This window comes from Mesorhizobium ciceri biovar biserrulae WSM1271 (genome assembly GCF_000185905.1).
GTDB lineage: Bacteria > Pseudomonadota > Alphaproteobacteria > Rhizobiales > Rhizobiaceae > Mesorhizobium > Mesorhizobium ciceri.
In genome coordinates this window covers 3,998,425-4,024,309 of sequence record NC_014923.1, presented here as the reverse complement: position 1 = coordinate 4,024,309, position 25,885 = coordinate 3,998,425, and the positions used below count along the sequence as shown (strand labels likewise).

General features: G+C 61.8%; 23 protein-coding genes and 1 tRNA gene. 16 read left to right on the top strand and 8 right to left on the bottom strand.

Features of this window, described 5'->3' with window-relative positions; translation table 11 throughout:
* Positions 1-368 precede the first annotated feature (368 nt).
* Together MESCI_RS19520 and MESCI_RS19515 are read left to right on the top strand one after the other, a co-directional pair.
* Complete coding sequence (locus tag MESCI_RS19520) at positions 369-1,448, top strand: MrcB family domain-containing protein (protein ID WP_013531669.1); 1,080 nt, start codon at positions 369-371, stop codon at positions 1,446-1,448.
* 136 nt (positions 1,449-1,584) lie between these two features.
* On the top strand, positions 1,585-2,595 hold the full coding sequence (locus MESCI_RS19515; RefSeq protein ID WP_210161351.1) for a hypothetical protein: 1,011 nt from the start codon (positions 1,585-1,587) through the stop codon (positions 2,593-2,595).
* A 104-nt stretch (positions 2,596-2,699) separates the two neighbouring features.
* Here the strand turns inward: MESCI_RS19515 and MESCI_RS19510 are convergent.
* Positions 2,700-2,774: transfer RNA gene (locus tag MESCI_RS19510), tRNA-Val, on the bottom strand.
* A 129-nt stretch (positions 2,775-2,903) separates the two neighbouring features.
* Positions 2,904-3,587: a phosphoglycolate phosphatase gene (locus MESCI_RS19505; protein ID WP_013531667.1), complete on the bottom strand. Its 684-nt coding sequence runs from the start codon at positions 3,585-3,587 to the stop codon at positions 2,904-2,906.
* A gap of 319 nt (positions 3,588-3,906) precedes the next feature.
* Here MESCI_RS19505 and rpiA point away from each other — a divergent pair, with 319 nt between their 5' ends.
* The 3 genes from rpiA to gor all read left to right on the top strand — a co-directional run bounded on the left by rpiA (position 3,907) and on the right by gor (position 6,735).
* A complete protein-coding gene (gene rpiA, locus MESCI_RS19500; protein WP_013531666.1) occupies positions 3,907-4,638 on the top strand; it encodes a ribose-5-phosphate isomerase RpiA in 732 nt (243 codons plus the stop codon).
* Positions 4,625-5,227, top strand: a complete 603-nt coding sequence (locus MESCI_RS19495; protein WP_013531665.1) for a DUF2059 domain-containing protein — start codon at positions 4,625-4,627, stop codon at positions 5,225-5,227. The genes rpiA and MESCI_RS19495 overlap by 14 nt, the downstream gene beginning before the upstream one ends.
* A gap of 116 nt (positions 5,228-5,343) precedes the next feature.
* Positions 5,344-6,735 carry a glutathione-disulfide reductase gene (gene gor, locus MESCI_RS19490; protein WP_013531664.1) on the top strand — a complete coding sequence of 464 codons (1,392 nt, stop codon included), beginning with the start codon at positions 5,344-5,346 and terminating at the stop codon, positions 6,733-6,735.
* 60 nt (positions 6,736-6,795) lie between these two features.
* Here gor and mgtE read toward each other — a convergent pair whose 3' ends face one another.
* Together mgtE and MESCI_RS19480 are read right to left on the bottom strand one after the other, a co-directional pair.
* Positions 6,796-8,160, bottom strand: a complete 1,365-nt coding sequence (mgtE, locus tag MESCI_RS19485) for a magnesium transporter (protein WP_013531663.1) — start codon at positions 8,158-8,160, stop codon at positions 6,796-6,798.
* Positions 8,161-8,432: 272 nt separating this feature from the next.
* Complete coding sequence (locus tag MESCI_RS19480; RefSeq protein ID WP_164753936.1) at positions 8,433-10,337, bottom strand: ABC transporter ATP-binding protein/permease; 1,905 nt, start codon at positions 10,335-10,337, stop codon at positions 8,433-8,435.
* A 602-nt stretch (positions 10,338-10,939) separates the two neighbouring features.
* Here MESCI_RS19480 and MESCI_RS19475 point away from each other — a divergent pair.
* A complete protein-coding gene (locus MESCI_RS19475; protein WP_013531661.1) occupies positions 10,940-11,368 on the top strand; it encodes a hypothetical protein in 429 nt (142 codons plus the stop codon).
* A 38-nt stretch (positions 11,369-11,406) separates the two neighbouring features.
* On the opposite strand, the gene MESCI_RS19470 is transcribed toward MESCI_RS19475, so the two are convergent.
* Positions 11,407-12,087 (bottom strand): DsbA family oxidoreductase, encoded by a 681-nt coding sequence (locus tag MESCI_RS19470; protein WP_013531660.1) that lies wholly within the window; start codon positions 12,085-12,087, stop codon positions 11,407-11,409.
* 17 nt (positions 12,088-12,104) lie between these two features.
* Positions 12,105-13,925: an extracellular solute-binding protein gene (locus MESCI_RS19465; protein ID WP_013531659.1), complete on the bottom strand. Its 1,821-nt coding sequence runs from the start codon at positions 13,923-13,925 to the stop codon at positions 12,105-12,107.
* A 260-nt stretch (positions 13,926-14,185) separates the two neighbouring features.
* Between MESCI_RS19465 and MESCI_RS19460 the strand changes: the two genes are divergently transcribed.
* Positions 14,186-14,815 (top strand): invasion associated locus B family protein, encoded by a 630-nt coding sequence (locus MESCI_RS19460; RefSeq protein ID WP_013531658.1) that lies wholly within the window; start codon positions 14,186-14,188, stop codon positions 14,813-14,815.
* 73 nt (positions 14,816-14,888) lie between these two features.
* Here MESCI_RS19460 and hspQ read toward each other — a convergent pair whose 3' ends face one another.
* On the bottom strand, positions 14,889-15,212 hold the full coding sequence (gene hspQ, locus MESCI_RS19455) for a heat shock protein HspQ (RefSeq protein ID WP_027161605.1): 324 nt from the start codon (positions 15,210-15,212) through the stop codon (positions 14,889-14,891).
* Positions 15,213-15,337: 125 nt separating this feature from the next.
* Here hspQ and MESCI_RS19450 point away from each other — a divergent pair, with 125 nt between their 5' ends.
* Entirely contained in the window at positions 15,338-16,300 is a 963-nt protein-coding gene (locus MESCI_RS19450; protein WP_013531656.1) for an AEC family transporter, read from the top strand.
* Here the strand turns inward: MESCI_RS19450 and MESCI_RS19445 are convergent.
* Complete coding sequence (locus tag MESCI_RS19445; RefSeq protein ID WP_013531655.1) at positions 16,277-17,488, bottom strand: UbiH/UbiF family hydroxylase; 1,212 nt, start codon at positions 17,486-17,488, stop codon at positions 16,277-16,279. The two genes, MESCI_RS19450 and MESCI_RS19445, sit on opposite strands and share 24 nt — an antisense overlap.
* 70 nt (positions 17,489-17,558) lie before the next feature.
* Between MESCI_RS19445 and MESCI_RS19440 the strand changes: the two genes are divergently transcribed.
* The 8 genes from MESCI_RS19440 to MESCI_RS19405 all read left to right on the top strand — a co-directional run bounded on the left by MESCI_RS19440 (position 17,559) and on the right by MESCI_RS19405 (position 25,866).
* Positions 17,559-18,497, top strand: coding sequence for a DUF2182 domain-containing protein (locus tag MESCI_RS19440; protein ID WP_013531654.1), 939 nt, complete (start codon positions 17,559-17,561; stop codon positions 18,495-18,497).
* 14 nt (positions 18,498-18,511) lie between these two features.
* The gene (locus MESCI_RS19435; RefSeq protein ID WP_013531653.1) at positions 18,512-19,126 is read left to right on the top strand and encodes a DUF1326 domain-containing protein; all 615 of its coding nucleotides are present in this window, start codon (positions 18,512-18,514) and stop codon (positions 19,124-19,126) included.
* Positions 19,127-19,149: 23 nt separating this feature from the next.
* A complete protein-coding gene (gene pcsA, locus MESCI_RS19430; RefSeq protein WP_024503276.1) occupies positions 19,150-19,956 on the top strand; it encodes a phosphatidylcholine synthase in 807 nt (268 codons plus the stop codon).
* A gap of 57 nt (positions 19,957-20,013) precedes the next feature.
* Entirely contained in the window at positions 20,014-20,991 is a 978-nt protein-coding gene (locus MESCI_RS19425; protein WP_013531651.1) for a quinone oxidoreductase family protein, read from the top strand.
* Between the two features lie 133 nt (positions 20,992-21,124).
* Positions 21,125-22,702 (top strand): ABC transporter ATP-binding protein, encoded by a 1,578-nt coding sequence (locus MESCI_RS19420; RefSeq protein WP_164919942.1) that lies wholly within the window; start codon positions 21,125-21,127, stop codon positions 22,700-22,702.
* Complete coding sequence (locus MESCI_RS19415; RefSeq protein ID WP_013531649.1) at positions 22,699-23,829, top strand: ABC transporter permease; 1,131 nt, start codon at positions 22,699-22,701, stop codon at positions 23,827-23,829. The genes MESCI_RS19420 and MESCI_RS19415 overlap by 4 nt, the downstream gene beginning before the upstream one ends.
* Positions 23,829-24,749: an ABC transporter permease gene (locus tag MESCI_RS19410; RefSeq protein ID WP_013531648.1), complete on the top strand. Its 921-nt coding sequence runs from the start codon at positions 23,829-23,831 to the stop codon at positions 24,747-24,749. Before MESCI_RS19415 ends, MESCI_RS19410 begins: the two co-directional genes overlap by 1 nt.
* 49 nt (positions 24,750-24,798) lie before the next feature.
* Complete coding sequence (locus MESCI_RS19405; protein ID WP_013531647.1) at positions 24,799-25,866, top strand: BMP family ABC transporter substrate-binding protein; 1,068 nt, start codon at positions 24,799-24,801, stop codon at positions 25,864-25,866.
* Positions 25,867-25,885 lie beyond the last annotated feature (19 nt).

The window sequence follows — 25,885 nt, the reverse complement described above, 5'->3', positions numbered from 1 at the left end:
GGAGATCTACGCGAGTGGCACAGCCTGCGGGCTTGGTGCAGAAAGTGCTCGCATCACGCGGAAGTAAAACCTGCCTCCCTTATCCGCAGGTACGGCAAAGGTGCCTTGTTTAGTTCGCTCGAAAGATCCCTGCTATGTACCAGCTGCGACAGAGGTGCCCCTGTTAGGCTGGAAATTCACAAGGTGCCGAGGAATTGAGCTCTCGATTTCCGCCTGCCAATTCGGCAAAAGCGCGTAGTTAGAAAAAATAGTCGCTCGGAATGTCTAAGATGCGGCAACATGGCCGCGCGGCGAAGCAGAGACGCTGGGCTGCTTGGCCGATCCTAGGCCGATCTGATGGTAGGCGAGCAAGCGGTCTGGAAAAATTGATGCGAGAGACAATTCAAGAAATAGTGTCGCTGCAGGCAAACTACAGCGCGAGTAAGACGCCGGACATGGACCGGCGCGGTGTTCTTATTCGGAGGGCACTCCCGGCAGAGTTGGCGTCCCGCAGTACCGTGCTCAGAGCAGCACTCGGCAAGTACGGCACAGACGCCAGATCAGAGGGCAAGGACAATCAAGGCCAAATGTCTCGCATTCCATGGGTGCGTTGGTTCTCGGAATCTAGGTCGCCCTCCGCTACCAGTGGCTGGTACGTGGTTTATCTCTTCCATCCCGACGGGTCGGGTGCGTCTCTTTGCTTGAGTCATGGCTCGACGCAAATCGTTGGAACAGGCTTCGTAAATCGGAGCGACGCCGAGGTTGCCGAGCTTATGCGTTGGGCGGCCAGCGTCCTTGGGTCTGAGTTTGCGGCGGATTCTGGTATCCGCCTCGGTGTCGACCTTGGCGCGTTCGATCTTGCACGCGGCTATGAGCGAACAACTGTTGCCTCCAAGTTCTATCCGAAAGGACGCATCCCGACCGAAGATATCCTGTTCGCCGACCTAGTGCGCTTTATGGGGCCGTTGGCCAAGCTCTACGAGGCACAGGAGTCTGGCGTTGCCCCTGGCAGCATTAGCGCCGAAATGCTGGGGCTTTATGATGAGCTCGAAAGGACGTCCTCGCCGCTTAAGGAGCGACCTAAGGGTCAGGGACGCATGAGCGCTCCGATGCGAAAGCTCGTCGAACTCCATGCTATGAGATTTGCCGAGCGATGGCTGAAGGACGAAGGCTTCACGTACAAGAATGTGTCGGCTACCGACAGCTGTGATTTCCGCGCGCAACGTGGTGGCGAAGATTGGGCGATTGAAGTCAAGGGAACCACAGGAGGACTGATCAGCGTGCTTCTTACCCGCAATGAAGTCGCACTCCATCGAACCTGCCATCCGCGCAACGCCCTGCTGGTGGTGCACGGGATACAGCTGTTGGAAGGAGAAACCAGCCCGAGAGGAGGTGAGTTAACCGCTTTCTCGCCTTGGCAAGTGGAGGAAGATCGATTGAATGCGCTCGCCTTCGAGTACCGTCTTTAGATTTTAAGGTGCCACGCCAACCGATGGGGCAAACAGCGAAGGTGCGCGGGCGAAACGAAGCTGGCCTTTCGATTTGGGCATGTACGGCGCTTTCACTGACAAATTGTAAAGCGGCAAGTGGCGTTGGCTGGGGAATATGATGAACGGGCTTCTGACAAATATAGGCATTGATATTACGGCAAAATGCGGAGTCGCTCCTTCGTCTTTGCTCAAGAATGCGGCTGTATTGCACGAATACGTATTTTTTCACTCTGGGCTTTACGGCGGGCTGGCTGATGCCTTCAACTTCACCAATGCCGAGCTCGTTGCTTCTTGGGCGTCCATGGACAGAGATGTAGCGTCGCAGCTCGCTACCAATCACTCGTTCGTATCGCTCTTCCCGGACGTGCGCGAGCTGTCGGCCAGCTTTTCCGATTTCAATCCTTTTCGAGCGTCTGAATACTCTCGACGCTTGGCTGAATCGAAGCAGTCCTTAAGCGTCACACGGAAAATCGTTTCGCGAACATTTGATGTAACTGAGGGGGAAGTTGAAGCCGGGCGAATTGGCAACACTTGGTCGAACATCCCTCAGTTTGTCGCTCAAGACGCAGCTCTGCTGGCGGAGGTTCGAAGGTATGATCCGTCGATCATGGGAGTCTTTTCAGAAGCTCACGCTACCCTATTGGAGATAGAAAACGATCATAGACGCCCGGAGCAACAGACTGAAGAACTTACAATTTTGCTTGGCCGGTCACAGGAGACGAGTTCGTTTCCCGACTTCAGTGCGTTCAGTTGGGACGAGATCATTGAGTTGCGGCGGGACCCACATATATCAGCCTTCAGAGCGGAGATGACTCGGCTTGTATCAGGGTTCAGCCCTTGGTCAGACGAAGAAATGATCCTCGGCGAGCATTACCTCAGAACGCTGGAGGAGCTATCGAAGCAAGTTAAGCCAAGTGTCAGCAAATCCATTATCAGCCTGCTCATCGGGCAGATTCCTACTGGCCCCTTCCCAAACCCGTTGTCGCTGATTGGTGAGATCTTAGAACTGCGGCATCAGGCGAAGCTGACCGACGATTATGGCTGGCTCTATTTCGTACAAAAAGCGAAATCCGTTTCAGATCGTCGTAGACCCAAACGCAGTAGGGGGACTGCCGACCCAAAATAGCCGGTGCAGACATACCCGGTGACGACCCGGTGACGACCCGGGGCCAGAGCGGATCGCAATCCTGCGCCTATACTGCTGTAACGCCTTGGTTTTGTTAAAAAGTTTGGTGGGCGATGCAGGGATTGAACCTGCGACCCCACCCGTGTGAAGGGTGTGCTCTCCCGCTGAGCTAATCGCCCGCTCGTTGCCCGAAGGCCAAGCGAGCCGCGATATAAGGGAGGCAGGTGCGGGAAGTCAAGGCGCTGTCCGGCGTTCTGACGAGGATCGGTTTTGCTGTGCTTTGCGCCCTGTCTCCCGCCGCCTTCCGGTCAGTTTCCGGCGGCAGCAATCAGCCTTTGCGCCAGGTCGAGCGTCAGCGCGTCGAAATGCGAGATCACCGCCGAGGGTTCGAATTCGCGCACATGGCGGTCGGTGTAGCCGAAATCGACCGCCACCACCGGAATGCCGGCGGCTTTCGCCGTGTCGATGTCGGTTTGCGAATCGCCGACCATCAGGGCGCGGTGAGGGTCGCCGCCGGCCAGCTTTATGGTCTCGATCAAATGGCGCGGGTCGGGTTTACGGAAGGCGAACGTGTCCTGGCCGGCGATCGCCGCGAAATGTTTGGTCAGGCCGAGCGCCTCGATCAGCGCCAGCGAGTTGGCTTCGTATTTGTTGGTGCAGATGGCGAGGGTATAGCCGGCCTCCTCGAAGCGCGCGATCGCCTCGACGACACCGGGGTAGGGGCGTGACTTGCCAGGGATGTTGAGCGTGTAGTGGTCGAGGAAAAGTTTCAGCAGCCGGTCGTGCTCCTCGACGGCAAGCGATCGCTGATGGGCGGCGTGCGCCCGCTCGATCATCACCCGGCCGCCGTGACCGACAAAGCGCCTGAAGCCGGCTTCGTCGACCGCCGCGATCTCGCTGGCGGCAAGGCTGTGGTTCAGGCTGTCGAGCAGGTCCGGCGCTGTGTCGATCAGCGTACCGTCGAGGTCGAACACGATGATCGGTTGGGTCATGGTCTGTCCTAGGCAGGTGTGCAATGGGCAGGCGATAGCGGCTGCGGCGCGTCGAGGCAAGCGCTGGGCCGGCTCGTTCAGGCGGGGCCTGCTTATCAGGCCGGGCATTCGCGGCTGGACGCCGCTATTAAAAAACCCGCCTCGACGGCGGGCTGTTGGCGCAAATCAGCACCATGGGCAAAAATGTAGCATAGCTGCACTCACCGGTCAAGGAAATAATTCCTACGCCGGATCACCTGGGGACCCGCCGCCTGGGGCTTTGACCGGACCGGCAAAAATGCTACGAGCCCGACAGCGAATTTCCGGGGCAATAACCGACATGGATGCAAGGCAGTTGAAGGTCGAAGCCGCGCGGGCAGCACTCGCCCATGTAAGCGACGGCATGCGACTCGGCATCGGCACCGGCACCACGGCCGAGGAGTTCGTGCGGCTGCTTGCCGAAAAGGTTGCAACCGGCATGGCGATCATCGGCGTGCCGACTTCGGAGCGCACCGCATTGCTGTGCCGCGAGCTTGGCGTGCCGCTGTCGACGCTGGAGGAAACGCCAGAGCTGGATCTCACCGTCGACGGCGCCGACGAAGTCGACCCGGAACTGACCCTGGTCAAAGGCGGCGGCGGCGCGCTGCTGCGCGAGAAGATCGTCGCCGCGGCGTCCCAGCGCATGATCGTCATCGCCGACCGCTCCAAGATGGTCGAGACGCTCGGCCGTTTTCCCCTGCCGATCGAAGTCAATCCGTTCGGCCTGCGCGCCACTGAAATCGCGGTTGCCGCGGCGGCTGAAAAGCTCGGTCTTTCCGGACCGGTCACATTGAGGATGACGGGCGGGCAGGCTTTTGTTACAGACGGCGGCCATTTTATCCTCGATGCATCTTTTGGCCGCATTCCGGATACAAGAGCGCTTTCGAATGCTCTCCACGCCATTCCGGGCGTGGTCGAGCATGGTCTTTTCATCGGGCTGGCTTCAGCGGCCATCATCGCCGGCGGCGACGGTATCCAAACCGTCCATGCCGCCCGAAAACCAGGGAGTTCTACCGATCATGACATTGCATAACCGGGTTCGCAGCCTTTCCGTCCTTCTGGCGGCCTCGGCCGTTTTCGCCTTCTCGTCGCCGGCGTTTTCGCAGGATGTCACGGAAGCGCACCTGAAGGCCGCCCGCGCGGCGGTCGCTGCGATCCACGCGACCGACCCGTTCGACAACATCCTGCCGCAGGCAGCCGCGGCGCTCGAATCGCAGCTGATCCAGAAGAACCCGGACATGCAGGAACTGATCGGCAAGACGATCAACGAGAAGGCTCTGGCGCTGGCCTCGCGCCGCGCCGACCTCGAGAAGGAAGCAGCACTCGCCTACGCGAAAGTGTTCTCCGAAAAGGAACTGACCGACATCGCCGCCTTCTACAATTCCGATTCGGGCAAGAAGCTGCTCGATAGCGGCCCGACGGTGACCCGCGAACTGGTCAAGGCAGCCGACATCTGGCAGAACGGCCTCGGCCGCGATCTCGCCCAGCAGGTCGGCGAAACGCTGGCCGCAGCCGCCAAGGCAAAGGCGCAGGCAGCACCTGCCGCGCCCGCCGACGGAGCCGCCGCTCCGGCCGATGGCGCAGCGCCTGCCGACGGCGCGGCCCCCGCGGACAACAACTGACCCGCATTTTCAAATGGCCTGGCGGCCTACTGCGAAAGCCCGGCCTGTCCGGGCTTTTCTTTTGCCGTTTTGCGGCCTACCTGTCTGACACATTTCTGAAGCCTGGGAGCCGCGTCATGGCCGGTTACGACTACGATCTTTTCGTCATCGGCGGCGGCTCGGGCGGGGTGAGGGCGGCCCGCGTCGCCGCGGCTCTCGGCAAGCGTGTCGGCATCGCCGAGGAATACCGCTATGGCGGCACCTGCGTCATCCGCGGCTGCGTACCGAAAAAGCTCTACGTCTATGCCTCGCAATTTCCCGAGCACTTCGCCGACGCCGCCGGCTATGGCTGGACGGTGCCGGAAGCCAGTTTCGACTGGCAGACGCTGGTCGCCAACAAGGATCGCGAGATCAGCCGGCTGGAGGCGATCTACGTCAGGAACGTCGAGGGCGCCGGCGGCGAGACCTTCCACTCGCGCGCCATGATCGTCGATCCGCATGTCGTGCATCTCCTGGGTGAGGATCGCACCGTCACAGCAGACCAGATCCTGATTGCCACCGGCGGCCGCCCGGCGGCGCATCCGGCGCTGCCCGGCCACGAACATTGCATCTTTTCCAACGAGGCTTTCGACCTCAAGGAATTGCCCAGGGCGATCATGATCGAGGGCGGCGGTTACATCGCCGTCGAGTTCGCCAACATTTTTCACGGTCTCGGCGTCGACACCACGCTGGTCTATCGCGGCAAGGAGATCCTCAGCCGGTTCGACATGGACCTGCGGCGCATGCTGCACGAAACCATGGAAAAGAAGGGGATAAGGATCCTCTGCCATTCCGTGTCCGAATGGATCCGCAAGCGGCCGGACGGCCGGCTCGACGCGCTGGTCAGCGGTGGCGAGGTGCTGACCGTCGACCAGGTGATGCTGGCCATCGGCCGCATTCCCAACACCGAGAATATGGGCCTGGAAGGCATCGGACTGGAGATGACCAAGACCGGCGCCATCGCCGTCGACCAATATTCCCGCACCAATGTCGACAACATCTGGGCAATCGGCGACGTCACCAACCGCGTGCAGCTGACGCCGGTGGCGATCCATGAGGCGATGTGCTTCATCGAAACCGCCTTCAAGGGAAATCCGACCGCTCCCGATCACGAGACGATCGCGACCGCCGTCTTTTCACAGCCCGAGATCGGCACTGTCGGCCTGTCGGAGGACGACGCCGTCAAGCGCTTCCCCGACATCGAGATCTACCGCGCCACATTCCGGCCGATGCGGCACACCCTGTCCGGGCGCGACGAGAAGATGCTGATAAAGCTGGTGGTCGATGGCGCGTCGAAGAAAGTGCTTGGCGCCCACATATTGGGGCCGGACGCCGGCGAGATGGCGCAGCTTCTCGGCATCCCGCTGAAGGCCGGCCTGACCAAGGGCGATTTCGACCGTACGATGGCCGTGCATCCGACAGCGGCGGAAGAACTGGTCACCATGTACAAGCCGACCTATCGCGTGAAGGACGGCGAGCGGGTCGATTGACGGCAAAGCCGGGTTGAGGAACTCCGCCGCGGCAAGGACATGCCACGGCGGAGATGGTTGCTACAGCAGCGTGCCGCGCAGGATCACCAGCGCCACCGAGAAATAGATCACCAGCCCGGTGACATCGACCAGCGTGGCAACGAACGGCGCCGATGCGCTGGCCGGATCGAAGCCGATGCGCTTCAAGGCGAACGGCAGCATCGACCCCGACAGCGAACCGAAGGTGACGATGCCGACCAGTGCAGCACCCACCGTGGTGGCGATCAGCGGCCAGTGCGGGCCATAGTCGTAGAAGCCCATATACTGCCAGAGCGCGATGCGGCAGACGCCGACCACGCCGAGCATGGCGCCCAGCACCAGGCCGGTGGGCAGCTCGCGCAGCGCCACCCGCCACCAGTCGCCAAGACCGATCTCGCGCAACGCCAGCGCGCGGATGACCAGCGAGGTCGCCTGCGAGCCGGAATTGCCGCCGGAGCTCATGATCAGCGGGATGAACAGCGTCAGCACGATCGCCTTCTCCAGCTCGCCCTCATAGCTCTGCATGGCGTTGGCCGTCAGCATCTCCGAGATGAACAGCGCGCACAGCCAGCCGCCGCGTTTCCTGATCATGGCGAGGAAGCTCATCTTCATGTACGGCTCGTCCAGCGCCTCCATGCCGCCGAAACGGTGCACATCCTCGGTCGTCTCCGCGATCATCGTGTCGATGATGTCGTCGATGGTGACGATGCCGAGGATCTTGCCATGGTCGACGACCGGAACCGCGAGCAGATCGTATTTGGAGATCGTCTGCGCCAGCGTTTCGCGATCGGTCAGCGGGCCGACCGTCACCGGAAGATGATCCGGCGCCACCGTCATGATCGAATCGTCCGGCTCACCGGTGATCAGCCGGCGCAGGCCCGTCGAGCGCACAAGCAGGTGCGTTTGCGGATCGACGATATAGATCGCATAGACGGTCTCGCGCGTCCGCTCCACCTTGCGGATGTAGTCGAGCGTTTGCCCGACGCTCCAGTCCGAGGGCACGCTGACGAACTCCGTCGTCATGATCGATGCGGCACTGCCTTCGGGATAGCCGAGGATGGAGAGCAGCGTTGCGCGCAGCGGCGGCGCAAGTCCGCCGAGCAGCTCGGAACGCGCCGGCTCGTCGAGCTCGCGCAGAATGTCGGCTGCCCGGTCGACCGACATGGCGGTGAGCAGCTTGCCCGCCTTGGCGCGCGGCAGCGCCTCCATGAGTTCCGACGCGCCGTCGAGTTCCGGCTGATCGAAGATCTCGACCAGACGTTCGAACGTCACTTCACAGAGCAGTTCCGTCGCGGTCTCTCGAGGCTCCCTGTTCAGGGCCTCGACAATGTCGCCGACGTGATCGTTGGCTAGGATACGGGCAATCGCGACGGCCTCGTCGCTTGCCACCGTGGTAAATTCGTTCATGGCTCACTCCTTGCCGTCCGGCAGGACATGAACCATGTGAGGTCACGTCAGGGCGGACGGCTGTTGCGTTCGACTGTGACTGTCGCCAGGCATGGCGCGGTGACCTTTCCGCTTGCGGGTTCGCGTTTGATTGTCTGCAAGCGGGCGCAACATAGGAGCGCGCCTTGCCGTGTCAATCGCGGTGAGGAGGGAAAATGCCGACGAGCAGCCGAGATCGCGAGACTGTGATCACCGGCCGCCGTTCGACCAGGCAGACCAGGGCGGAATAACCGTTATTTCTGCTTCAGCCGGCGCGAGAAGCGCAGCCACTTGTCCTCGACCGGCCTTGGGGCCGGCCTTGGCTGCACCAGAATGGTGGTGAGTTCGGCGGGGAGGGTCGGAACCAGCGGCTTCTTGGTGGCGACGCCGTCGGCGATCGCGACGATGCTGTGATAGAACTCGCTGCCCGTCATCGATCTCGGCGCCACCGCCTCGTGCATGACGCTGATCACCGTGACATCGGGGCAGTTGTCCTTGATGGCCTGGTGGAAGGCGACCTTGCCATCGGGGTCGAGCGCGCCGGTCGCCTCGTCGAGGAACAGCAATCCCGGCTGCTGCAGCACGATGCGAGCCACCACCAGCTTCTGTTTCTGGCCGCCCGACAGCACCTGGTCCCAGCTTTTGCCTTCGCGGCTTTCGTCGGCCATGTGCTCGATGAAGTCGCCGAGCCCCGCCTTGTGCAGCGCCGACGCCACCTGCGCATCGCCATGGTCGTGCTCGGAGCCGGGCAGGCAGACCAACTGTTTCAGCGACACAGGCTGCAGCTTGACCTCCTGGGCGGCATAGAAACTCTTGACGCCTTCGGGGAAGACGATGGTGCCGCGGCCATAGGGCCACAGGCCGTTGATCGCCTTGATCAGCGAGGTTTTGCCGCAACCGGACTCGCCTTTCAGGAAAGTCCATTCGCCGCGCCGGAAGCGCAGATTGGCGGCGCTGAGAAAGGGCGTCGCGTCCTCGCCCTGATGCGCCAGTTCGAGCTTCTGGATGGTCAGGCCGAAAACCGGGTTCTGGCTGGCATAGTGGAAGTCGGAGCGGCCGGTCTGGCTGTAGAATTCCTGCGGATGCTGGACATTCTCGATCGCATTGGCCAGCTCGGTGACACGCTGGCTGTTGGCGCGCAACGTGGCGATGGCGGGCATGACGTGGATGAACCACGAACACTGGCCGATCAGCGAATTGACCAGTTCGGAGCCGGTTATGTAGCCCTTGAGGTCGAGACCGTTGTGGATGAACGGCACCAGGCCCGGTCCGTAGGCGACAATGCGGGCACCGATGAAATTGTAGATCAGCTCGAACGACATGTAGACGGTGTTGACGATGTTCAGCCGCGTCCAGGTGCCGTCGATGTCGACATAAAGCCGGCCATGCATGGTCCTTTGCACGCCTTCGCCCTGAGACGCCGCGACATGGAAGGAGCGGCGCAGGAATGTCGTCAGCTCGCCGCGATAGCTGCCCTCGGCCTGCTGCATCCTGACGTTGAGGCGCTCGAGCAGGCCGCCGAGCTTGACCGCGATCCAAGTGTTCAGCGGCACGTAGGTGGCGACGGCCAGGAAGGCGAGGATGGCGCTGCCATAGCTGCCGAGAAATTCCAGCCCCTTCACCTCGACGGAGTTTTCGAGCAGCTTCTGGCCGACGAAATAGAGCGATGTGGCAACGCCAAGCACGCCCATGGCGAGACCGATGGCGCCACCGGTCATGTCCTTGATGGATTCCTGGACGCGCTGGTCGATGTTGTCGGGGGCCGGTGCGCCGCTGCCGGTCGACGCGTGCTGGGCATGGAAATGCGTATGATTGCCGTCCAGCAGCGCTTCATTGAAGCGGCTGTCCAGCCAACCGCGCCATTTGCGGTGCAACGTCGCCGAGACAAGGTTGCGGATGCCGGTGAAGCCAGCGTCCTTGAGTACGACCAGCAGCACGAGGACGCCGGCATTGACCAAAAGCGAGCGAAGCGGCGTGGTGTTGGCGGCGTCATGGAAGAAGGCGATGGAATTGACCAGTTCGCCCGAGGCTTCGGCGAACCAGACACCGGCCTTGCTGGACAACGCCGTGAGCAGCGCGATCACCAGCGTCAGCGTCCAGGCTTCCTTCCAGCGGTCGGAAACCCAGTAGGCCCGCATCAGGCCCCAGAAGCTGCGCATCGACGACACCGGCGTCAGAAGCGATCGCCCTGCGGCATCGCGAGGTGTTTTTTCCGGTACTGACTCTTGCGATGGTCTACCGACCCGAATCACTATCCCGCCCAAACCTTTTTTCTTTTGTTACGGATGGTAACACCAATTGATCATTTTCCATTAATTTAAAACCGGGCCGACCGGATTGCCCCGGCAGCCGTTGCCGTGAGGCAACAGATTACATGCTGAAATATAGCGACAACAGTCGACAAAAATCCGGATATTGCTTTTAATTTCATGTGCTTGATATATCGAGGCGTGGCGTTGGCACGGCTTCCCCTAGGGAAGGCTTTCACACGGTTTCGTGAACTCGAAATCATATTGAGCGACCGGTTTTCTTACTGTGGACGGCTCAAAGAGCTCGAAAATCTGCGGCTCGTGACACGCCAGGATTGCCGTGGTCGTCCCTGCCGGGGGCAGGAATTGACGGGAGAATCGATCGAGCGGCGCGTTCCGTCTTGTCGGATCGGCTGAGGGACTGCGTTTGACAATTCATCCGCCTGGGATTGAACCTTGCCCGGCATCGGCGACACTCATGCATGTCCGGTTCTTCAACGAGGAAGCTCCCAATGCTTGCACGCACGGCCGCAATCCTGTCCCTCTTTGCCTTTGTACCTTTGGCGCATGCCGGCGAGCAAAGCATTCCGGCCAGCGCCGAGGGCCAGATCGAGTTAAACACGCCGTCCGGCAACATCGGCTGCATCTACACGCCCAAAGGCGGCACCGGCACCTATAAGCCGAGGGATGGCGGCCCGGAGCTGAGCTGCTCGCGCGTCGAGCCGAGCTACCTTACGATTATCCTGGGTCCGAAGGGGCCAGCAACGCTGATCAAGAACCCAGGCGAGCAGGGCTGCTGCAGCGATGTCAACAAGCTTGGCTACGGCAACAGCTGGAGCGCCGGGCCGTTCTCGTGCCAGTCGTCAACCAAGGGACTGACCTGCACGGCCACGAACGGCCATGGATTTTTCATCAGCAAGGCCAAGGCGACGGCGAAGTAACGTCTGCCGCTGTCGCGGAGAGGAGAGGCCGGCCGGCCTCAGCCGGCCTTGTCCAGTTCGCCGCGCGCCTTGGCGGCCGCCACCTGGCGAATGGCATCGGCCAGCGTATCGGCATCCTGCGCGCCCATGACGGCGTATTTGTCCTCGAGCAGGAAGCACGGCACGCCAGAAATGCCCATGCGCGACGCGGTGGCGATCTCGGTGCGCACCGCCTCGACATCGGCCTCGGTCGGCAAAAGCGAGGCGACCACGGACGCATCCATGCCGGCCTCGCGCGCCGCCTCGACCAGCACGGCATGATCGCCAATGTTGGCGCCTTCCTCGAAATTCAGCTGGAACAGCCGCCGTACAAGCCTGTTCTGAATGGCTTCGCCGGCGGCCCCTGCCCAGCGGATCAGCCGGTGCGCATCCAGCGTATTCGGCGCCACTTTGATGGCGTCGAAGGCAAAGGAAATGTCTTCCGCTTCGCCCAGCGGCTCGATGCGGTCGTGAATCTCGCGGATACGCTCGTCGCTGCCGAATTTTGCCAGCATGTATTCGCGCCGGTCCTTGCCTTCAGGCGGAATGGTCGGATCGAGCTGGAACGGCCGCCAGCGGACATGCACGTCGACATCGCCGACGGCGGCGATTGCCCTGTCGAGCCGCTTCTGGCCGATGAAGCACCAGGGGCAGACGACATCGGACACCACATCGACGGTGATGGCGTTCAATTCGCTCATCTCGATCTCCTGATCCCTCAGTTGGGTTTGCGCCACCATGTTGGCAGTTGATACCCGAATATGGGCGTCTTTTGCGGATGTTCCAGGTAGTTCCAGTAGGCGATCCATTGCTGCGTGTTGTACTGCATCGGCACCATGTAGTTGCCGGAGATCAGCAGCCGGTCGAGAACGCGAACGGCGGCAACATAATCCTCCTTGGAACGGGCGCGCAGCATCGCCTCGATTGCCGCGTCCACAGCCGGGTCGGCGACGCCGGCGAGATTGAACGAGCCTTCCGTCCGGGCGGCAGTCGAACTCCAGCGCCCGCTCTGCTCGATGCCGGGTGACAACGAATTGTTGAAGCCGCTCGATCCGACCAAGACCTCGAAATCGAAGCGCTGCTTGCGCGACTGGATCTGATCGCCGTCGAGGCTGCGAATGGTGAGATTGATGCCGATCTTCTCCAGCGTGCGCTGATAGATGCCGGCAAGGCGCTCCTCGTCCTGCGAAGCGGTCAGGATCTCAAAGCCGAAGGGTTTGCCTTCGGGATCGAGCATCGTTCCATTCTGCACGTGGTAGCCGACACTTTTCAAAAGATCGAAAGCTGCCTTCAAGACGCGCCGATCCTGGCCCGATCCGTCGGTCACCGGCGGCCGCCATGTGCCGTCCATGACATCGGCCGGCACGCGGCCGGGGTAGGGCGCCAGAAGCGCTTTCTCCCTGTCGTCGGCCGGATGGCCGAGCGCGGAAAGCTCGGAATTCTGCCAGTAACTCATCGTGCGCGTGTATTTGCCGCCGAACAGGTTCTTGTTGGCCCATTCGAAGTCGTAGAGCATGCCGAGCGCGCGCCGCACGACCGGGTTGGCGAATTTCGGCAACCGCGTGTTGAACAGGAAACCGGTCACCACCGGCGGAATGCCGGTGTCGAAGGTTTCGGCGATCACGTCGCCCTTGTGGAAGGCCGGAAAATCGAGATCGCGCTCGCGCTTCACCGGATCGCTGTCGTCATCGATGGCGCAGAGGCCTTTCTTGAACGCTTCGAGCTTGGCGTTGGCGTTGAGGAAATACTCGATGGTGATCTGGTCGTAATTGTCGAAACCGCGCTTGGCGGGGACATCCTTGCCCCAATAGTCCGGGTTGCGCTTGAAGACGATGCGCTGGCCTGGCTGCACCTGCGCGATCGTATACGGACCGCTGCCGATCACCGGCTTGAGCGTCGTCCTGTCGAAAGTCTCCTTGTCGAAGGCGTGCTTCGGGATGATCGGGGTCAGCGCGATGATCAGCGGGAATTCGCGATCGGCCTTGTCGTTGAAGGTGAAGCGCACGCTGTGGTCGCCGGTCTTTTCGAGCTTGGCGACCCTGGCCATGCGGTCGCTGTAAGGCGGGCGGCCTTTGTCGGTGTAGACATCATAACTGAACAGCACGTCCTCCGGCATCACCGGCTGACCGTCCGACCATTTGGCCCTCGGATTGAGATGGAACTCGATGCTCTTGCGCTCCGGATCCATGTCGGCGCTGTCGGCCAACAAACCGTAGAGCGTGAAAGCCTCGTCGGCATTGCGCTGCATCAACGGCTCGAAGACCAGATTGCCGAAGATCGTATCCATCATGCCGCGCGCCGTGGTGCGCAGGCTCTTGAGGATGAAAGGGTTGAGATTGTCGAAGCTGCCGACGACGCAATAGGTGATCGAGCCACCCTTCGGCGCGTCGGGATTGACGTAGTTGAAATGCGTATAGTCGGGCGGCAGCGCCGGCTCGCCCTGCATGGCGATGGCGTGCTTCGGCTCCGAGGCGGCCGGCTGATGCGAAAGGGCGAGAAACGATATCGCGGTGATCAGCCAAACAAGAACGCGGCCCATGACCGTCTCCTTACTGGGCGGCTTGATGATTCGGACTGCACCCTAGCATGGCGCCACCGCGCTCCGGCCAGATACATCAGCCCAAATCGCACGGCCCAAATCGCACGGCCAAGAATCGCAGGCGCCGGGCTGGATTCGGCCTCGCTTGCAGTGTAACACGCCCTCCGAAGTCATTCTGTTGCCTCATTTCGGCAACAGGTAGCTGGACCACACGGCACGAAGAAGCCGGTCCCGGGATCATTTGAGAGGAAGTGCACGACATGACGAGCCTGAACAGCAACGCGTACCGCCTGTCGGTCATGGCCGCTGGCGTGGTCGGCTTTCTCGGCGCAGGGCTTCCCGCCGCTTCCGCACAGCAGCAGCAGCAGATTCCGCAAGGCTGGTTCAAGGCCTGCACCAAGCAGGAAGACGTCGACATCTGCAACGTCCAGAACATCACCACTGCCGGCAATGGCCAGCTGGTCACCGGCGTCAGCCTGATCGAGCTCAAGGGCAAGGTGAACCGCAAGGTGTTCCAGGTGACGGTTCCGACCGGCCGTCTGGTGCCTCCCGGCATCGGCCTGCAGATCGACACCGGCAAGGCGCAGAAGCTCGACTATGTGATCTGCTTCCCGGATCGTTGCGTGGCCGAAGTGCCGCTGACCGATCAGCTCGTCGCGGCATTCAAGAAAGGCCAGGCGATCACGCTGACTTCCGTCAATTTCCAGAACCAGCCCAATCCGATCAAGATCGCCCTGCAGGGCTTCAGCGGCGCCTATGACGGCCCGGCGCTGCAGCAGTCGGACATCGAGGACAGGCAGAAGAAGCTTCAGGACTTCGTCGCCAAGAACAACCAGGATTTCGCCAAGAAGCTCAAGGAAGAGCAGGACAAGGCGAAGACCGCCAACTGATCGGCCGATATCGCCGAGCCAACAAAAAAGCGGGGTTCATGCCCCGCTTTTTTTGTGATTGTCTTCCAGTAGGCTAATGCGTGGACTGCCGTTTCGGCTGGTAGCCGCCGTCCGGCCTCTTGTCGAACATCTCTTTGATCTGCGGATGCCGGACCGGCTCGCCCGACTGATCCTCAAGCAGATTCTGCTCGGAGACGTAGGCGATGTATTCGGTCTCCGAATTCTCGGCGAGCAGATGATAGAAAGGCTGATCCTTGCGCGGCCGCACGTCGGCGGGGATGGCTTCGTACCATTCGTCGGTGTTGGCGAATTGCGGATCGACATCGAAAATGATGCCCCTGAATGGAAACAGCCGGTGGCGAACCACCTGTCCGATTGCGAATTTGGCTGTTTTCATCGTACTCACCACTGAATTCCTTGAGCTTATTTGGCGCAGACCGCGCATCAATTCAATCCCGAGGCGCTTGACGCCCTATTAAGCAACGGGCTAGCCCGGCGCCAGGGTTTCGGACCAGCATAAAAATGTCTGACGTCATCGGTCTTGTTCTTCCGTTCTTCGGCTTGATTTTTGTCGGGTTTCTGGTGGCGCGCATCACCAGGCAGCCGCTGGAGGCGCTCGGCTGGATGAACACGTTCATCGTCTATGTCGCGCTGCCGGCACTTTTCTTCCAACTGCTTGCCAAGACGCCGTTCGAAGACCTGACGGAATGGCGCTTCATCTTCGGCTCGGTCGTCTCGACCTTCATGATATTTTCCTTGATGTTCATGGGGTCGGTCCTGACCTCGCGCGGCGAGATAGCGCAATCGACAATCAAGGCGCTCGCGGCCGCCTATGGCAATATCGGCTATATGGGACCGGGCCTGGCATTGCTGGCCTTCGGCGAGGAGGCGGCTGTGCCGGTCGCCTTGATCTTCTGTTTCGAGAACATCATGCATTTCGCCATCGCGCCCATGATGATGGCGCTGTCGGGCGACGAGAAGACCACTCCTCTCCGGCTTGCGCTGGGTGTGGTGCGCAAGATCGTGCTGCACCCGTTCATCATCGCAACCGCCCTGGGTGTCGGCGCCGCCTATATCGGCTTTCGACCGCCCGTGCCGGTGGAGCGATTTCTAGAATATCTTTCCCGTGCGGCCGCACCTTGCGCGCTGTTTGCCATGGGCGTCACGCTGGCGCTCAGGCCACTCAATCGCGTCCCGCATGAGATGGTTCCGATCGCGGCGCTGAAGTTGATCCTGCACCCGTTGCTCTGTTATGTCGTGCTGAGCTGGATCGGCAATTTCTCTGAGACATGGGTCTTCTCGGCGGTGCTTCTGGCCGCATTGCCGACCGCCACGAACGTCTTCGTCATCGCCCAGCAGTATGGCGTCTGGGTACAGCGAGCGTCGGCCAGTGTGCTGATCACAACCTGCCTGTCGGTCGTGACCGTTACCGGGCTGCTCTACCTGATCCGGCACAATATCCTAGCGCCGGACCTGTTTCCCTAACCCGCCGGCAAGCGCGGCAAAACCGCTGCCGGGACGAAGCCCCTCGCGCATGAAAAAAGCCCGAAGCGGCGCGAAGCCTCCGAGCACGCCGAGCCCGGCAACGCGGGCCATCTGCGCCGGCAGCATGTCGGAAAGCAGCGACATGTTGAGCAGGTTGACCGCGCTGCTGCGCGCCAGAATGTCGGGGCGGCGCTTGAAATCGTAGGCTGCAAGCGCCTTGGCTGCGCCCGGATCGGATCGATTTTCACAAGCGATTCCAATTAGATCGTCGACGTCTCTGATGCCGAGGTTGAGGCCTTGCGCACCGATCGGCGGAAACACATGGGCGGCTTCGCCGACCAGCGCCACCCGATCCCTTGCGAAACGCAGCGGCGTCACCGCCGATAGCGGGTAGATCTGCCGGCCCGGCTCGACAGCCACCCGGCCCAGCATCGACTGCATCTGCTGTTCGACCCGCTGAGAAAGTGTCGCATCGTCCAGCGCGGCGAGCTCGGTCGCGGTCTCGGGCTTGACCACCCAGACCAGGCTGGAGCGATTGCCGGGCAGCGGGACCTGCGTGAACGGACCGGTCTCGGTGTGGAATTCCGTCGAGGTGAAGGCGTGGTCGCCGCTATGGCCGAAATTGAGGACGAGAGCTGCCTGCGGGTAGGACCGGGCCGAGGTCGAGATGCCGGCCGCCTGGCGCGCCGGTGACAAGCGTCCGTCAGCGGCGACCGCCAGCGATGCGTCAACCGAGCTGCCGTCGGCGAGGCCGGCACGAACATGCTCGGCATCGAGATGCCAGTTCGCCACCATCGACCTCAGCCAGTCGATGCCGGCGTGCGCGGCAACGGCGCTGGCGAGTGCCGGGGTGAGGACGCTGTTGGGAAGGTTCAGCCCGAATTCATCCTCGTCGATCTCGCTGGCGCGGAAGGTGACGACCGGGCTGCGGATCAGCCGGCTGGTGGCGTCGACGATGCGCATCACCTTCAAAGGCGCCGCCTTGGATATGACGGCTTCGAGCACGCCGAGCCGGTCGAGCACTTTCAAGGCAGGGTTCATCAGGGCCGTTGTGCGACCATCGGGGGCGGTGGCCTCCGGCCCGACCAGTGTCACCAGGAAACCTTCGGCGGCAAAACCCAGTGCCGCGATCAGCCCTGCCGGCCCCGTGCCGGCAACCAGTATCCGCGCAGTTTGCTGATGCTCCAAGATCGGCTTCCGGCTTGCAATGCGAGGCGGTCCACCCGACCTGCCGTTCGATCAGCATATAGGTCAGATCATGCCGCTTGATCAACGCGGCGATTCGGCCCATTCGGATGTCATGACCGGCCAGCAGGACGACTTCAGCCATCTCGACCGCGCCGGCCGCGCCATGGCCGGCATCGCGCGCAATCCCCGGGTCACGGTAAACGTCGTTGTCGGCGCTTGCATCCTGCTTGCATGGCTGTCTCTTGCGGCGATGGCAATCCGCGGGGCTGAAACAGGGATTGCGGGCGTCGGCGCCCCTGGCGACACGATCCTTCGCAGCCTGCCGCAACTGCCGCTGCCCTATTTCCTGGAACGGTTCTTTGTGCTGTGCCTCTCACCGGTGCCTTTGGACGCAGGTCTCGGCTTGCGGGCCGGCGCGCTCGTTTCGATGTGGTTCCTGATGGCGATCGCGACGATGCTGCCTTCGGCGGCGCCGATGATACGCACCTATTGCGAGATCGCTGACACGGCACGCATCAAGGGCGAACCGGTCGTTCACCCGCTGCTGCTGGTCGCCGGCTATCTCAGCGTCTGGCTCGCCGCTTCAATTGCGTTCGCGGCGCTGACCTTGGCCGTCCATGCATTCGCTTCGTCAGCCGGGATGCTCGATCCGGTCATCGGCATTGCCGGTGCGCTCGCTCTGCTGATTGCCGGCCTCTACCAGTTCAGCGGCCTGAAGGAAGCTTGCCTTAAGAAATGCAAGAACCCGTTCTCGATCCTTTTCGCGAGCTGGAGCGCAAGGCCCCTTAACATCTTTCGGCTCGGTGTCGCGCAAGGTCTGTGGTGTCTGGGCTGCTGCTGGGCCTTGATGCTGGTGATGTTCGCCGTTGGCGTCATGAACGTTTTCTGGATGGCGTTGATCAGCCTGTTCACCCTGATCGAAAAACAAACGGCCAGCAGGGTTCCAACCCGGCTGGCCGGTGCGATACTGCTTGTCTGGGCAGCCGCGCTGCTAGTAGTCTCGCTGTGAGTGGGGGAAAATCGATGGCAGACCAGAGCTGGGCGATGAAGGGAGAGCTCGTACTCTCCTGCAATTGCACGGTTTTTTGCCCTTGCGTGCTCTCGCTTGGCAATCATCCGCCGACCGAAGGCTATTGCCAGACATGGGCCGGGTTTCGCATCGATGCCGGCCATTTCGGTGAGGTCGATCTGTCCGGGCTCAATCTTGGGCTGATCATGGAAATCCCAGGCTATATGAGCCGCGGCAACTGGACCGCGGGCCTGTTCATCGACAGCCGCGCCTCTGTCTATGCGGTCAAGGCGCTGACAAAGATCTTCACGGGCAAGGCAGGTGGAACCACATCGCTGCTCTCAATCCTCGTCGGCAAATTCCTCGGTGTCGAGCAGGTGCCGATCACCTATGAGACGCGTGACAAAACGCGTATCTTCCAGATACCCAGGATTATCGACGGAGCGGTCACACCCATCCAAGGCAAGGACCGTGACAAGGATACGGTGATCAGCAATTCGGAATACTGGATCGCGCCCGAGATCATCGTGGCCAGGTCCGACAAGAGCAAGATGCGGGCTTTTGGCCGCAATTGGAATTTCGCCGGCCGTTCGGCCGAAATCTGCAAGCTGGATTGGCGGGGCCCGTGAGCAAGAACACAACGGCCAGGAATTTGGCAGCACGAAAAGCCGCCAAAAAGATCACGGACCGGATTCCGCGCCCGAAGAAGAAGGTCACCTGGCCGCAGGCGAGGGCGTTCTCCGTCCACCTTTTGACCGCCTCGGGGTCGTTCCTGGCCTTCCTGTCGCTCGTGGCGGCAAGTGAAGAGCGCTGGACCGCAATGTTCTGGTGGCTCGGGCTGGCCCTGTTCGTCGACGGCATCGATGGGCCGATCGCCAGAAAACTCGAGGTCAAGGAGATCCTGCCGACATGGTCGGGCGAACTGCTCGACAACATCATCGACTACGTGACCTACGTGCTGATCCCGGCCTTCGCGCTCTATCAGCGCGGCTTCATGGGCGAGGGCCTGTCATTCCTGTCGGCGGCGATCATCGTCGTTTCCAGCGCCATCTACTATGCCGACACCGGCATGAAGACGAAGGAGAATTTCTTCAAGGGATTCCCGGTGGTCTGGAACATGGTGGTGTTCACCCTGTTCGTCATCGAGCCCGGACAATGGGTTTCGTTCGCGGTGGTGGTGGTGGCCGGCGTCCTGACTTTCGTGCCGATCAACTTCATCCACCCGGTGCGGGTGGTGCGGCTGCGGCGCATCAACCTTGGGATGACCCTGTTGTGGTGCGCTTTCGGCGCGCTTGCCCTGGCCCAAGCGGCGCTCGCCGCCTTCTACGATCAGATCGGCGTGCTGGGCGAGCAGGTCAGCACCTTCACCAAGATCGGCATCACCATCACCGGGCTTTATCTTGCCTGCATCGGTGGCATCATGCAGTTCTTTCCCAATCTCGGTGCCAAAAAGGCCTGATCGGCCACTCCCACAGGGAGCCTGGCCCCACAAGCCTAGCCCACAGGAAGCCTAGCAATGTCCAAAGCGATCCGCATTCATGCCAATGGCGGCCCGGAAGTTCTGACCTATGAGGACGCTGATCCCGGCCAGCCGGGATCCGGGCAGATCCTGGTCCGGCACACCGCGATCGGCCTCAATTTCATCGATGTCTACCATCGCTCCGGTCTCTATCCGCCACCCGGCGGCTTCCCGCTCGTGCCAGGCAGCGAAGCCGCCGGCGTGGTGCTGGAGGTCGGCCATGGCGTCGACTGGCTGAATCCGGGCGATCGCATCGCCTATGCCGTGACGACGGGGGCTTACGCGCAAGAACGCGTCATCGATGCCAGCCGCGTGGTCAAGGTTCCGGATGGCATCAGCGACGAACAGGCCGCAGCGATGATGCTGAAGGGCATGACCGCGGAATATCTGCTGCGGCGGACGTTCAAGGTGAAGGCCGGCGACACGATCCTGTTCCATGCCGCTGCAGGCGGCGTCGGCCTGATCCTCGGCCAATGGGCAAAACATCTCGGCGCCACCGTCATCGGCACCGCCAGCTCGTCCGACAAGATCGAGCTCGCCAGGGCGCATGGTTTCGATCACGTCATCAACTACAAGGAACAGGATTTCGTCGCCGGCGTCGCCGCCATCACCGGCGGCAAAAAATGCGATGTCGTCTACGATTCGGTCGGCAACGACACGTTTCCGGCTTCGCTCGACTGCCTGCGGCCGCTCGGCATGTTCGTCAGCTTTGGCCAGTCCTCGGGACCTATACCGCCGTTCAGCATGTCGTTGCTGGCACAGAAGGGCTCGTTGTTCGCAACAAGGCCGACACTGTTCGTCTACAACGCAAAACGCGAGGACCTCGACGCTTCTGCTGCCGCCCTGTTCGAGGTCGTGCTCAGCGGCGCGGTCGAGATCCAGATCAACCAGCGCTACGCGCTGAAGGACGCCGGCAAGGCGCATTCCGACCTCGAGGGCCGCAGGACCACAGGGACGACCATTCTCATCCCTTAGTTCGTTCTGCCTTGCTATCCCTTGAATTTCCGCTGAAATTCTTGAAGCTCTTTCAAGACGTGTGCCGCTTTCCGATGAGAGCCGGCCGCGCCTACCATGCCTGCGGGAACACAGAACATGTCTGGCTAACCAGATGGGAGGCACTGTGAGTGCAAATCAGGACGGCACGAACCTGCTTGAGGTGCGTGGCCTCACCAAGATATTCGGCACGCTGACGGCGTGCGATCATATCGATCTCGACATTGCCAGGGGTGAGATCCACGCCTTGCTCGGCGAAAACGGCGCCGGCAAGTCGACGCTGGTCAAGATGCTTTTCGGCTCGCTGGAGCCCAATGCCGGCGAGATCTTCTGGAACGGTCAGGCCGTCAGGATTTCCAGCCCGGGCGTCGCGAAAAAGCTCGGCATCGGCATGGTGTTCCAGCATTTTTCGCTGTTCGAGGCGCTGACCGCGGCCGAAAACATCGCGCTGTCGCTGGACGACGGCTCGCCGATCAGCAGCATCGCTGCGAAGGCGAGGGCGCTTTCCTTCAGCTATGGCCTGCCGCTCGATCCTGAATCGCTGGTCGGCGACCTGTCGGTGGGCGAGCGCCAGCGCATCGAAATCATCCGCTGCCTGCTGCAGACGCCGCAGCTCATCATCCTGGACGAACCGACCTCGGTGTTGACGCCGCAGGAAGCCGACAAGCTGTTCGAGACGCTGGAGCGCCTGCGCTCGGAAGGCAAATCCATCCTCTACATCTCGCACCGGCTCGAAGAGGTCAAACGCATCTGCGACCGCGCCACCGTGCTGCGCCACGGCAAGGTGGTCGGCCATTGCAATCCGCGTGAGGAAACAGCCTCTTCGCTGGCGCGAATGATGGTCGGCAACGAGGTGCAGGCCGTGGTGCGCGCGCCGGTCGAGGGCATCGACAAGGCGCAGCCGCTGCTCGAAATCCGCAATCTCAGCCGCCAACCGGCAACGCCGTTCTCGATCCCGCTCAAGGGCATCAACCTGAACGTCCGCGCCGGGGAGGTGATCGGCATCGCCGGCGTCGCCGGCAATGGTCAGGGCGAGTTCTTCGAATCCGTTTCAGGCGAAGTGCTGCAGCAGGATGCCGCCTCGGTGCGCATTCGCGGCAAGGATTCGGGAAGCCTCACCATCACCGGACGGCGCCTGCTGGGCGCTGCCTTCGTGCCGGAGGAGCGCCTCGGCCACGGTGCCGCACCGCGCATGAAGCTTTCCGAAAACCTGCTGCTGTCGCGCCATGCCACCGACGGCAAGGCGTTCGTCGGTTCCGGCGGAATGGTCAAGAGCGCCGCCATCCAGGCCGCGTCCCAACGCATCATCGAGGCGATGGACGTGCGCAAGAGCGCGCCGGATCCGGAGGCCGCGGCTCTTTCGGGCGGCAATCTGCAGAAATTCATCGTCGGCCGCGAACTCGACCGCCGGCCAAGCGTCATGGTGGTGAACCAGCCGACCTGGGGGGTCGATGCGGGCGCTGCCGCCCACATCCGCCAGGCCTTGATCGAGTTGTCGCGCAGCGGATCGGCGGTGCTGGTGATCAGCCAGGATCTCGACGAGCTGTTCGAGATCTCGGATGCGATCGCCGTCATGCACAATGGCGAGTTGTCGAAGCCGATACCGATCGCCGAGGCGACCTTCGAGAAGGTCGGCTTGCTGATGGGTGGCGCCGAACCCGGTCACGCCGAACACACGTTGGAGACGGCATGATGCGCCTCGAACTCGTCAAACGCCCGCAGCGTTCCATGCTGTTTTCGGCCCTGTCGCCGTTCATCGCCTTCGCGCTGACCATCATTGCCGGGGCCGTCATGTTCGCGCTGCTCGGCGTCAATCCGCTGACTGCGTTCAACATCTATTTCATCGAGCCGATCAGCCAAATCTGGCAGTTGCATGAGCTGGCGATCAAGGCCGCGCCGCTCATCCTGATCGCCGTCGGCCTGTCGGTTTGCTACAAGGCCAACATCTGGAACATCGGCGCCGAAGGCCAGTTCATCCTCGGCGGCATCGTTGGCTCGATGCTTCCAGTACTGTTTCCGCAGTTCGAAGGCCCGCTGGTGCTGCCGTTGATGCTGTTGCTCGGCATGGTCGGAGGTGCGGCCTATGCGGCGATCCCGGCTCTGCTCAAGACGCGCTTCGGCACCAACGAGATCCTGACCAGCCTGATGCTGGTCTATGTCGCGCAACTCTTCCTCGACTGGCTGGTGCGCGGACCGTGGCGCGATCCGCAGGGCCATGGCTTCCCGCAGACCATCCAGTTCAACGATTCGGCCGTGTTGCCGGAACTGATGCCGGATGCCGGACGGGCAAACTGGGGTTTTGTCTTCGCGCTGGTCGCCGCGGTGCTGGTCTGGATCCTGATGAGCCGCATGCTGAAAGGTTTCGAGGTGCGCGTGCTGGGCTCGAGCCCGCGGGCAGGACGCTTCGCCGGCTTCGGCCTCAACCGGATGGTGTTCTTTGCCTTCCTGCTGTCGGGCGCGCTGGCGGGACTTGCCGGCATCTCTGAGGTCTCCGGCGCCATCGGTCAGCTGCAGCCCGTCATCTCGCCGGGCTACGGCTTCACCGCCATCATCGTGGCGTTCCTCGGCCGTCTCAACCCGCTTGGCATCGTTGCCGCCGGACTGGTGCTGGCACTGACCTATCTCGGCGGCGAAGCGGTGCAGAGCGCGCTCGGCATCTCCGACAAGGTGGCGCGGGTGTTCCAGGGCATGCTTTTGTTCTTCGTGCTCGGCTGCGACACGCTCATCCATTACCGCATACGCCTGGTCGGCCTGGCGCTGACCAAACCGGAAGGCGTGGCCAAACTCGAAGCCGCACCGAAGCTGAAGGAAGCCCGTTGATGGACATCACCGTAAACATCCTTCTGACCATCGCCACCGCGGCAACGCCGCTGCTGATCGCGGCAATCGGTGAGCTGGTGGTCGAGCGCTCCGGCGTACTCAATCTCGGCGTCGAAGGCATGATGATCATGGGCGCCGTCGGCGGCTTCGGCGCAACCTATCTCACCGGATCGCCCTGGATCGGCCTTTTGGCGGCCATTGCCATGGGCGCGATGTTCTCGCTGCTGTTTGCCGTCATGACGCTGTCGCTGGCCACCAATCAGGTGGCGACCGGCCTGTCGCTGACGCTGCTCGGCCTTGGCCTGTCCGGCATGATGGGCACCAGCTTCGTCGGCCAGCCCGGCGAAAGGCTGCCCAACCTCGACATTCCCGGCTTGACGGAAATCCCTGTGGTCGGCAGGCTGCTGTTTGGCCAGGATCCGATCTTCTACATCTCGATCGCGCTGACCGCCGCCGTCATGTGGTTCCTGTTCAAGACCCGCACCGGGCTGACGCTGCGTTCGATCGGCGACAGCCACACCTCGGCGCATGCGCTTGGCATCAAGGTCATCCGCTATCGCTACCTCGCGGTCATCTTCGGCGGCGCCTGTGCCGGTCTCGCCGGCGGCCATCTCTCGCTGGTCTACACGCCGCAATGGGTGGAGAACATGAGCGCGGGCCGCGGCTGGATCGCGCTGGCGCTGGTGGTGTTCGCCTCCTGGCGGCCATGGCGGGTGCTGGCCGGCGCCTACATCTTCGGCGCGGTGTGGATCGGCCAGCTTCATGCACAGGCTTTTGGCATTCCAGTGCCCTCACAGTTCCTTTCTTCACTGCCCTATCTGGCAACCGTCGTGGTTCTCGTTCTAATCTCGCGCAACAAGCGTCTGACGATGATGAACACGCCGGCTTCCTTGGGGCAGCCATTCGTTCCGGATCGTTGACAACAAAAACAAACGGGAAGCTCCAAGGCTAACTCAGAGAGGTAACACGATGAAAAAACTGCTTATTGCCCTGATGACCACGACCGCCGCCATGTCGCTGGCAGCGACGGCCGAGGCCGCGGACAAGCTGAAGGCCTGCTGGGTCTACACCGGCCCGATCGGCGATTTCGGCTATTCCTACCAGCACGACCAGGGCCGTCTCGAAGTGGAGAAGGCGCTCGGCGACAAGGTCGAAACCGCCTATCTTGAAAACGTCTCGGAAGGCCCCGACGCCGACCGCGCTTTCGAGCGCCTGGCACGCGAAGGCTGCAAGATCATTTTCGGCACCTCCTTCGGCTTCATGGACCCGGAAGTGAAGGTCGCCAAGAAATTCCCGAAGGTGATGTTCGAGCACGCCACCGGCTACAAGACATCTGACAATCTCGGCATCTACAATGCGCGTTTCTATGAAGGCCGTTATGTGCTCGGCCAGATCGCCGCCAAGGAATCGAAGGCAGGCGTTGCCGGCTACATCGTTTCCTTCCCGATCCCGGAAGTGGTGATGGGCATCAACTCCTTCATGCTCGGCGCGCAGTCGATCAACCCGAACTTCAAGGCCAAGATCGTCTGGGTGAATTCCTGGTTCGATCCGGGCAAGGAAGCCGACGCCGCCAAGGCGCTGTTCGACCAGGGTGCCGACATTATCGTCCAGCACACCGATTCGACCGCTGCCCTGCAGGTGGCCGAGGAGCGCAAGCTGCACGGCTTCGGCCAGTCCTCCGACATGATCAAGTTCGCGCCGAACGCGCAGCTGACCTCGCTCACCGACGAATGGGGTCCCTATTACATCAGCCGGGTCCAGGCAGCCCTCGACGGCACCTGGAAGCCGGACAATGTCTGGCTTGGCATCAAGGACGGCGCGGTCAAGCTCGCCCCCTACACCAACATGCCCGACGACGTGAAGGCGATGGCGGAGGCCACCGAGAAGAAGATCGCCGGCGGCTGGAACCCCTTCACCGGGCCGATCGCCAAGCAAGACGGCACGCCGTGGCTGAAGGATGGCGAAGTCGCCGATGACGGCACGCTGCTCGGCATGAATTTTTATGTGAAGGGTGTCGACGACAAGCTGCCGCAGTAAGCAGCACAAGAGATCGAAA